10 protein-coding genes are annotated in these 8,921 nt (G+C 59.4%); 4 read left to right on the top strand and 6 right to left on the bottom strand.

Going from position 1 to position 8,921, the window contains the following annotated elements; genetic code table 11:
- From BM173_RS14355 to BM173_RS14330, 6 genes are all read right to left on the bottom strand, one after another.
- Nucleotides 1-392, bottom strand: a 392-nt coding sequence (locus tag BM173_RS14355; RefSeq protein WP_177201929.1) for a thermonuclease family protein, incomplete at its 3' end; no start/stop codon positions are given.
- A 164-nt stretch (nucleotides 393-556) separates the two neighbouring features.
- On the bottom strand, nucleotides 557-1,243 hold the full coding sequence (locus BM173_RS14350) for an outer membrane protein (protein ID WP_090483154.1): 687 nt from the start codon (nucleotides 1,241-1,243) through the stop codon (nucleotides 557-559).
- Between the two features lie 100 nt (nucleotides 1,244-1,343).
- Nucleotides 1,344-2,042, bottom strand: coding sequence for a hypothetical protein (locus BM173_RS14345; protein ID WP_090483153.1), 699 nt, complete (start codon nucleotides 2,040-2,042; stop codon nucleotides 1,344-1,346).
- 720 nt (nucleotides 2,043-2,762) lie between these two features.
- On the bottom strand, nucleotides 2,763-3,254 hold the full coding sequence (locus BM173_RS14495) for a hypothetical protein (RefSeq protein ID WP_143089663.1): 492 nt from the start codon (nucleotides 3,252-3,254) through the stop codon (nucleotides 2,763-2,765).
- 307 nt (nucleotides 3,255-3,561) lie between these two features.
- A complete protein-coding gene (locus BM173_RS14335; protein ID WP_090483151.1) occupies nucleotides 3,562-4,095 on the bottom strand; it encodes a group I truncated hemoglobin in 534 nt (177 codons plus the stop codon).
- A gap of 11 nt (nucleotides 4,096-4,106) precedes the next feature.
- Nucleotides 4,107-5,006, bottom strand: a complete 900-nt coding sequence (locus tag BM173_RS14330) for a DUF3034 family protein (protein WP_090483150.1) — start codon at nucleotides 5,004-5,006, stop codon at nucleotides 4,107-4,109.
- An 87-nt stretch (nucleotides 5,007-5,093) separates the two neighbouring features.
- Here BM173_RS14330 and BM173_RS14325 point away from each other — a divergent pair, with 87 nt between their 5' ends.
- The 4 genes from BM173_RS14325 to BM173_RS14690 all read left to right on the top strand — a co-directional run bounded on the left by BM173_RS14325 (nucleotide 5,094) and on the right by BM173_RS14690 (nucleotide 8,889).
- On the top strand, nucleotides 5,094-5,705 hold the full coding sequence (locus tag BM173_RS14325) for a cupredoxin domain-containing protein (RefSeq protein WP_090483149.1): 612 nt from the start codon (nucleotides 5,094-5,096) through the stop codon (nucleotides 5,703-5,705).
- Nucleotides 5,702-8,014, top strand: coding sequence for a putative bifunctional diguanylate cyclase/phosphodiesterase (locus tag BM173_RS14320; protein WP_177201928.1), 2,313 nt, complete (start codon nucleotides 5,702-5,704; stop codon nucleotides 8,012-8,014). The genes BM173_RS14325 and BM173_RS14320 overlap by 4 nt, the downstream gene beginning before the upstream one ends.
- A gap of 330 nt (nucleotides 8,015-8,344) precedes the next feature.
- A complete protein-coding gene (locus BM173_RS14695; RefSeq protein WP_218152661.1) occupies nucleotides 8,345-8,521 on the top strand; it encodes a DUF4287 domain-containing protein in 177 nt (58 codons plus the stop codon).
- A gap of 98 nt (nucleotides 8,522-8,619) precedes the next feature.
- On the top strand, nucleotides 8,620-8,889 hold the full coding sequence (locus BM173_RS14690) for a DUF5655 domain-containing protein (protein WP_218152660.1): 270 nt from the start codon (nucleotides 8,620-8,622) through the stop codon (nucleotides 8,887-8,889).
- The last annotated feature ends 32 nt before the right edge of the window (nucleotides 8,890-8,921 follow it).

Here is an 8,921-nt window from a genome sequence, read left to right as displayed (position 1 = left end):
TGCTTCTCGATCCTGACCACGGGGACAGAGCTTGGGTTCGCCGCACGGAAGTCAGCAGGCAGCATGAACTCTCCTGCCCAGATGCCAACGCCTCGCGACTTAGCCTGCGCCTCGGCAAAAACGTATTGGTCGCTGAACTGAGGAAGGGCCACCGCTAAGCCCGCTCTTACAAGCGCTTCTGCGACGTCAGTTCTTCCCGCTTTGCAGGAGGCAACAACTCGGTTGTATTTGCCGGAACCACGCTGGTGGCAGGAGAGCACTTTTCCGTCGACCAACGCAGACAGCAGAGCCTTTGCCTCTTGGCCGCACGCCCAATCTTCTTCCCCGCGCTCGCAAGTTTGAAGAGCTTCTGGAGCGTCGATACCAGCCAAGCGAACGTCGAAGCCCGTCATGGCTATGGAGTCCCCATCGATAGCTTTCCCTGCCCCGTAAGAACCTGCGCGTGCGACACAGCAGGCAAGAACAGGAGCAGGGAAAGAAGCCATCTCATTCGGGTATTCTCGCTGACACTAAGTACAAGTTGGGGCGGAGGTACTGCACCCCCGCCTCTTAAGATTTAGAAGCGGAAGCCGACACCGGCCACAATTTGGTGACGCTCCAAGTCCACGGTGTCGAAGATTTCTCCGACCTCGACGGACGTGCCATCGTACTCAACCTCTGCGTCGGAGTAGCTGGTATACCGGTACTCGAGCTTGCCAAAGGCGCTCGTGCCGAAGCGCTGCTCTACACCAACGCCGAACCGCCAGCCGCCGAAGTCGAGATCAGCAGAGTCGGAAGCGGGAACACCGTCGACCGTACCTTCAGCATCAATGTCGATCGTGGTTCGTGCGTAACCTACTTTGCCATAAAAAGCCGTACTCTCACTCACCCAGGTGCCCAGCCGGCCACCGACGTACCAGTTTAGCCCATCTTCTACGCTAAGCGTTCCATCGAGGACCGAACCGTCGATCTCCAAACCGGAGACTTGCTCTTCTACGCCATTGGTTGAACTGGACAGCTCAGCTTCCACGCCCACCAGCACCGGCCCGGAAGGCAGATCATAACCAATACCGATCCCGTAGAAGATGCCGCTGTCATTATCTTCGATGTCATTGGCTTCATCGATGCTGAGATCGATACGGTCCCAGCCGGCCAATGCCTCGACCCGGAACCCAGCAGCACCTTCTTCGGTCGATTGTGCTTGGGCAGTTGTAGAGGCCATACCGAAGGCCATGGCGAGCGATGCAAAAACTACTTTCTTCATGCTTTCTTCCCCGTGAAAGTGGAAAATGAACCGTGAGCCGCAGGCGTCCTGGTTCTGCAGGGGACGTCCGCAGCGAAGACCTGCCTACGGCTCACGGAACTCAGTCATTCTTTGTCTGGATTTTAATTTCGGTGGCCGGACGAGCGGCCTCGGCAGCTTCAGCTTGCTCAACCTCTACTGCTGCCTGCCGCGCTTCTTCAGCCTGCGCGCTTCCCGGTACAAAGGTCGCAGTCACTGGCTTCGGAGCAAGCGTTGCACCTTCAGGCAGCGCAACCGGAAGATCGCTTTCCAGCGTCGCCATAAGTTCTCTTCCCTGCGGAATTTCTCCACTGCGGCCGGTAATGAAGCCCGCGAAAACGCCAGCCGCAATGACGCCGCCTACTGTAGCTAGGGTCGCGCCCTTGCCTTCTTGCCGGTAGGTACCGTCGATATTGATGCGCCGGCCGCCAAGCTCCAGATGCTCTAGTTCGATGTCCATTTTGCCGGACTTACCGAAGGCGCCACGGCTGGTAAGCCAAGTAATCCGGCCTACGGCTTTTGTGCCCTTCGGAATTACAACAAAGTCGCCGAGCATGACTGGTGCCGCGACTGTGAGCCCGAACTGGTCTCCTTCTTCCCAGCCGCGACCCTTGGTTGTGACCGTCTGGGACATGGTCAAGGCAATCTCGGTCCCAGCCGGGAGCACCGTCGCCGGTTGAGCGGGCGCACGGACTGCTTGGATTGGAAGCGGCGTCTCTTGAGCAGCCACGGGTGCGACGCTGGCCATGCAGGCGCCAGCCGCCAAAATATACTTGATCACTTAGTTTCCCCCTTAAATGGTTCCCGCCATTTGGAGGATAACTTAGCAAGAAACGCCAATAGAAAAGGGCAAAATTTCGTTAATTCTGCAGTTTGGCGATTTTATACAAATTTTCGCAGGAATAGCGTTCGCAACGAATTCGGTTAAAACTCAACGCTCCGGTGACGGCCGCACCTACTGCCCCTGCTAGATCGTGTGAATAAAACCCCTGGTGGGGCTTCCGGCAGTCAGCATTCGGCCAGTGTCGTCCAAATTCAGACGTTCGGCAAACGACCCGATTGCGGACGCAAACATGCCGGATAGCGCGCGAGCATAAGGTGGAGGCGTTTAGCCAGCAGTCGGCTCTAACCCCTCAAGAGGCGTCGGCGAGCGAGCAAAAATAGAAGCGTGGGCCATGCAACCGTATTGAGAATGTCAAACAAAGCTCCGAAAGCGTTTGCGACGTAGTTTGGCGTCAGCACATCGATCAGCTCGTTACCGATCGCGAAAGTGTAGACGAGCCCTATTGGCTCCACCGAGCGCATTCGGCGACGAAACAGAAGCGAACTAAGGAAAAAGATCAGCAGTCCGGCGTGAAGATGCAGTAGTGCTTCTGAGGCACCCAGATAATCGCCCAGCGCTGATTTCGTCTCGGAGTATTTTGTAAGCCAACTGAGCATCGATGCGCCCTAATGATGAGGCAATTTCATGACAACCAGCGCGAAGCGAATTCCGCTCCCGCTAACGTATCTCGAAGTCAAGCAAGGTGAACCGAGCAGGCCCAGTTGCATGAACGCCGTGACCACGCCCTCCTGACCACCCGAAAACAAAACCGACTCGTTCAGCATTCTCAAGGGCATCTTCGAATGCCGGATTGCCCTGGGACTGCGCGCCCATAACAGCGCGCCACTCATCACGAAAATTGAGCGTGATTGTATGTTCGCCTGACCTAAGCGGAAGAGTTTTGTCGATCACCGAGTACCACCTGTAAAAGGCATACCTGTTTTTGGCAGACCAGGTATCGCCACGCCTCTGGAAATATAGGCTGAGCATCGCAGGTGAGCTTGGACGTTCATTGGCTACAAAACGCGCCCCTTCAGACGCATCGATACGGTATCGAATGGTCAAACTTCGTGCATTGGCAAGAGAGCCTGTTTCTCTTGTGACATACTTCACCTGTCCACGTGGATCGGCAGGAAAAATGAAAGCCGGTCCATCGCGTGTATCTGCCATCACCCTAGGCACTCCTGCCGAGTAATTCTTTCCACGGATTTCCGGACCGATTTGCCAATCGCTGCCTCGCTCCGAGGCCAAGGCGGAAGCAGATAGTAGCATCAGAGGTGCTATTAAAAAGGTGCGCAGTATCATCCTTAGCTCATAGCAGTGCGGCGTTGTCGCGAAGGTGAACGGTCCGGCAATCTCAGCAAGGACGGACTGATGTGGAGAGTGACTACCGCTTCCCACCCAGTCTGTGACTGAAATACCGCGGTGACGCTGTGCCGAAAACGGATGTCGGCTCAGTACCTCCCTAGGCCACCGACTATTTACGCGTGACCACGCTACGACTCATTGGGGCAAGTTTCGCAAGGAAGCGGTTTTGCGCTCCGAACGGCACGCCCCTTTCGCGCATCGCTCGCTGTAGGTTTTCGACCAGCGCATTCATGTCGGGCTTCCGGATGCCGAGGCCTGCATGCGAGCTTTCCATATCGCGTCCGGTGTAGTCGCAACCGGCAGCCAGCAGATAACAGAATTGCTCGAACAGCGTCCGGCGCAGGCGCACATGGTCGTGCCCTTCAAAGATCGCGGCGATGCGCGGATCCTCGATGCTGAGGTCGACCATGCGGTTGACGATTATTCGAATGCCCTCCTGGCCGCCGAACTGTTCGGCCATGCGATCGCCGGATATCGGCTCGGCCCCGGCATTGGTGTTGCTTTGATCGTAGGGATCGACCGGAAGCTCCCCGGTGACCGGATCGCGAACCTCTTCCTCGACGCCGAACTCGGCATCCCAATCGACGGTTTTGGCGGGCGCCTGCTGGACCAGAAGCAGCGGAATGAGGGCGGTAAGGCTCATGGAAAATCCTGTCAGAATGCGACTTGGGCCTGAAGGAAGGCGCCGCGCTGGTCTTCGAATGTCGCGATGGAGCCGAGATCGGCATAGGCAGCGGTCAGCGTCAGGTTACGGGTGACGGCGTAAGCGGCGAAGAGATCGAACCAGTCGTCTTCGCCAAGGCCGAGATTGTCGGGCTTGCTGCGGAACTCGACCCCAGTCACCAACCGGCGCGAGAACTGATAGGCGGCTGCCCCTTCGAACTGCAGTGAATAACCTCCCCCGGCAACACTGCCGAAGCCCAGCAATCCGTTTTGGTTCGCCTTGGTGAGGCGCATCGTCGCATCGAGCAGGAGCGACCGGGACAGCACGAGCTTGGTCGCGCTGAACGTGAAATCCGTGCCGGTATCGTGTGCCGCCCCTACGGCTGCTGTAATAGCTCCGTCGAGATTGCGCTTGTGCTGCACACCCACTGCAATTTGCGGCATGTGCGGCGCGCCATAAACGAGATCGCCGGCAAGGCGCAGCTTGGCCCCGTAAACATCCTGATTCAGCGTATAGCCCTGACCGATCCCTAGCGCCGCTCCGACATCGAGAGTGTCGAAATTCTGCCGCGCGTAGCTCAGCTCCATCCGGTCGGCGATCCCGATTGCAACCCCTTGGCTCTGGTAGGCAAAGTCCGGCAAGGCGATGAATGTGGCGTGTGCCTGCAGGCCGAATCCGCGATCCGACTGTCGTCCGGCAATCGTCGCCCAATTGGCGATACCACCGCCGCTCGCACCGTCGACGGCGCTGATGCCATTGGTGAGGAGCAGCTTGGCGTTGTACTCCGCAGGCGGCGGAGGCGCGGCAGTTTCGTCTCCCTGCGCGGCAGCCTGGGACGAGGCAATTGCAGTGAGGGAAGCCAGGAGAGCGGTTAGCGGGGGCGCTTTCATTCGCCCCCTCTCGCAGAACAGGGTGCATTAATGGTTAACCAGCCTGAGGGGATTTCTTAAAGGTTTCGGCCCTAGTGGGCGGATCGATTGACCTATCGTGTCGCCTTCCTGGCAGCTCTTGCCCTCGTGCCCGCGTCTATTGTTTGGGCATCCTCATCGGTACCCGTCCGGGTGCAGGTGGTGGACGAGCGCGGCGTGCCGGTTCGAAATGCCGTCGTAGAAATCAATGCAGATGCGCAAGGTTCAGGTCGGATTACCTTCCCTTGGCGGATGGCGATGGCCCAGCGCGGCGAGCAATTCGTGCCGGGCACGCTGGTCGTGGCCAAGGGCAGCACGGTCGCTTTTCCCAATCTCGACCGGGTCCGCCATTCGATCTACAGCTTCTCCAAACCCGCCCGCTTCGAGATCGACCTCTACGGCCGTGACCAGACACGATCGCACAGTTTCCCCGTGTCCGGCTCCGTCAAACTGGGGTGTAAAATCCATGACGAGATGCGCGGCTACATTCGCGTGGTCGACACGCCCCATGCCGGGAAGAGCGATGCCAATGGCTATGTTCAATTGACGGGGGTTCCGACCGGCGGCGCAAGGATCACCGTATGGCACCCGCAACTGCGCGCGCCGGGAGGTGAAATCGGTCGGTCGGTCACGATTTCGGGCGGCAGTAATCGCCACGTGATGAAGGTCACCCTGCGATGATCGTGTGGGGCAAGAACCTGCCGCAACTGCGCTTCGGCTCGCTCAAGCGGCGGATCGCGGTGGTTTATACTGCGCTGTTCACGATCGTGCTCGCGGTGGTGATGGTAGTGGTGAGCGCCAATATCGAGCGCTTCGGCGAACAGTCCGCGAGCCGGGATCTTGCGGCGAATGCCCGCGTGTTCGACGAGATCATCGAATTGCGCGCGCGCCAGATGCGCGGCAGTGCGGACGTCCTCAGCCGCGACTTCGGCTTTCGCGAGGCCGTCGCAACCAGCGATAGACCGACCATCGCCAGCGCACTGCGCTCGCTGCAATCGCGTTCGAACACCTCGGCTGCCTTCGTCGTCGGGCTGGACGGGGATTTAATCGGCGAAGAGGGCCAGGCCTACCCCGAGGTGGAATCGATCTGGTACCAGCTCGACAACGGCGCGGAAAAAGGCGTCATTCGCCTTGGCGACACGCTCGCGCTTGCGGCCAGCTCTCCCATCGAGGCCCCCGACACGATCGGTTGGCTGGTCCTTGCGCAGCCGCTCGATGCGAGCGAGATGGCCCGGCTTGCAGACCTCGCCGCGGTCGAAGTTGCCGCAAGGGTCGCCCACGCACCCGAACTCGCCGGCCCCTTGGCCGATGCGCAGCTTGCCCGGGTTATCGAAGCCGACGATGCGGCGCGCACGCTTTATCATGTGACCGCGCTCCCGACGCTCGACGACAGCGTGGAGCCACGGCTGGTCCTCGGCCATTCGCTCGGCACGGCGCTCGCCGAATACGCGGGCCTCAAGTACCTGCTCGCACTCGTCGCGCTGGGCGGCCTGCTGCTGGTGCTTGTCCTCGGAAGCCGCGTCGCACGCGGTGTCACGGGCCCCCTTGCCAAGCTCGATGCCGCGGTCCGCCGGTTCGCTGCAGGCGAAGATGTATCGCTCGCGATCGCGACGCAGGACGAGGTCGGGCGGCTTGCCGCAAGCTTCAACGACATGGTCGTCGCAATCGAGGAGCGGGAGCGCAAAATCCTCCACGTGGGCCTGCACGACGGCCTGACCGACCTCCCCAACCGTAAGCTCTTCGTGGAACAGCTTGGCCAAACGTTGGCCCGCCTGGGGCCCGATGAACGCCTGTTCGTCGCCTATTGCGATCTCGACGACTTCAAGGTCGTCAACGACACGCTCGGCCACCCGGCAGGAGACGAGCTCCTGCGCCAGGTCGCGTCATCTCTGCGATGCCGGAGCGAATTCTCGCACATTGCGAGGCTCGGCGGCGATGAATTTGCGGTAATCATTCACGAGCGCGACCCGGCGGCCGACCTCGTGGACACGGCCCGGTTGCTGAAAGACTGCTTCGACCAGGACGTGACCATCGACGGGCAGAGCGCGCCCACTTCGGCGAGTATCGGCATTGCAGTCGCCCCCGGCGATGGAACTGACACGACCGTCCTTCTCAAGCACGCCGACCTTGCCCTCTATCGCGCCAAGCGTGACGGCAAGGCGACCTTCCACTTTTTCGAGCAGAGCCTCGACGAGCAGGCCCGGCGTCGCCGCGAGATGGAACTGGATTTGCGTCTAGCTATCAAGGACGGCGGGTTCGAACTGCACTTCCAGCCGCTTTATTCACTTACCCACGAACGGTTGCAGGGTTTCGAAGCGCTAATCCGCTGGAACCACCCGACCCGGGGGACCATTAGCCCGGCTGAGTTCATTCCGCTCGCGGAGGAAACTGGTCTCATCCTCCAGGTTGGGGAATGGGTGGTGCGCGAGGCCTGCCACATTGCGTCGGGTTGGCCCGAGGATATCTCGGTCGCGGTCAATATCTCGCCCAAGCAGTTCACTTATCCCGGGCTGTCGACGACCATCCTGCAGGCGCTGACCAACAGCGGTCTTCCTCCGCAACGGCTCGAGCTGGAGATCACCGAAAGCGTGTTTATCGCCGATGTCGAGCACACGCTTTCAACGCTCCATTCGCTGCGCAATCTGGGAGTGCGCATCTCGCTCGACGATTTCGGAACGGGCTACTCGAGCCTGAGCTACCTGCGCCAGTTCCCTTTCGACAAAATCAAGATCGACCAGAGCTTCGTCCGCGACCTTGCCCAGCAGGGAAACAACGCACACGCCGTGATCCGCGCAATCACCACACTTGCCGATGCACTCAGTATGGAAACGCTTGCGGAAGGCGTCGAGGACGAACAGCAGTGCCGCATCCTTCGCGAGGAGGGTTGCGGCTCTATCCAGGGGTACCTGTTGAGCCGTCCGGTCCGTGCCCATGTCGTTCAGGAGATGTTGGCGCCAAGAGATCGGCGGCATGCACTCGGGGCCATGTGAATGAGGGTCCGCAGAGGGTAGTTTGAGAAACGGCGCTCTATGCTACAATTGTTTTGCGGCATTCTTGATCGCAAGCGCACGCAGCAACGCAGCTTGTAGCGGTCAGCTTCAATTTGATGCCGACTGTCCGCTTTCCACTCCCTTCGTCACAGCTTCACCTAGCTAGCGATTTGCCAAGAGCGGACGGGCGGCTAACCACCCGGAGGGCGCCCTCTCCGCGTTAGGCAGGCAGTCTCACAAGCGCCCAATCGCCCGATCTCGCAAATATTCTGCTTCCGTGGCACAATGGTTCTGCGGCACGGAGCAAGATGTCACACGGGAGATCGGAGAATGGGGAGTTCACCAGAAGACCAACTTGCCACCATGATGGCGAACATTCCTGAAAAGACAGGTGCACCGCTGTCGGAATGGATTGAGATCATCGCGAAGAGTGGTCTGGAAAAACACGGAGCCATCCTCAAGCTACTCAAGGAAGAACACGGTGTAACCACGGCTTCGCCAACCTGATCGCGGCAAAGGCGCGCGAAACGGGCGAGGAAGTAAATCTGGTCGCCGCTCAATATGCGGGACCCAAAGAGTCGTTGCGCCCCCTTTACGAAGATATTGTGAAGTTCGCTCAGTCGCTCGGTTCCGATGTCGAGATCGCTCCCAAGAAGACGAGCGTCAGTCTTCGTAGAAAGAAGCAGTTCGCCTTGATCACTCCAGCCATCAAGACACGCATTGACTTGGGCGTAGCACTCAAAGGAGAAGAGCCGACTGCGAGGCTGGAAACCTACAATGCCATGTGCAGTCACAGGATCCGTCTGGAGGCAGTCTCTGACTTCGATGATGACGCCAAGGGCTGGGTCAAAGACGCCTATTCCAGATCAGGTTAGATGCTCTAGCCAAGTGTCCGCTTTCCACCCAT

It is taken from the genome of Qipengyuania nanhaisediminis, from assembly GCF_900115585.1.
Taxonomy (GTDB): domain Bacteria; phylum Pseudomonadota; class Alphaproteobacteria; order Sphingomonadales; family Sphingomonadaceae; genus Qipengyuania; species Qipengyuania nanhaisediminis.
The sequence above is the reverse complement of the archived record's forward strand: the minus strand, read 5'-3'. Positions and strand labels throughout refer to the sequence as shown.

Excerpts from the sequence above, each read along its gene's own strand:
- BM173_RS14330 (WP_090483150.1), bottom strand. The coding sequence starts at position 5,006 with ATGAAAGCGCCCCCGCTAACCGCTCTCCTGGCTTCCCTCACTGCAATT.
- BM173_RS14495 (WP_143089663.1), bottom strand. The coding sequence starts at position 3,254 with ATGGCAGATACACGCGATGGACCGGCTTTCATTTTTCCTGCCGATCCA.
- BM173_RS14320 (WP_177201928.1), top strand. The coding sequence starts at position 5,702 with ATGATCGTGTGGGGCAAGAACCTGCCGCAACTGCGCTTCGGCTCGCTC.
- BM173_RS14335 (WP_090483151.1), bottom strand. The coding sequence starts at position 4,095 with ATGAGCCTTACCGCCCTCATTCCGCTGCTTCTGGTCCAGCAGGCGCCC.
- BM173_RS14350 (WP_090483154.1), bottom strand. The coding sequence starts at position 1,243 with ATGAAGAAAGTAGTTTTTGCATCGCTCGCCATGGCCTTCGGTATGGCC.
- BM173_RS14695 (WP_218152661.1), top strand. The coding sequence starts at position 8,345 with ATGGGGAGTTCACCAGAAGACCAACTTGCCACCATGATGGCGAACATT.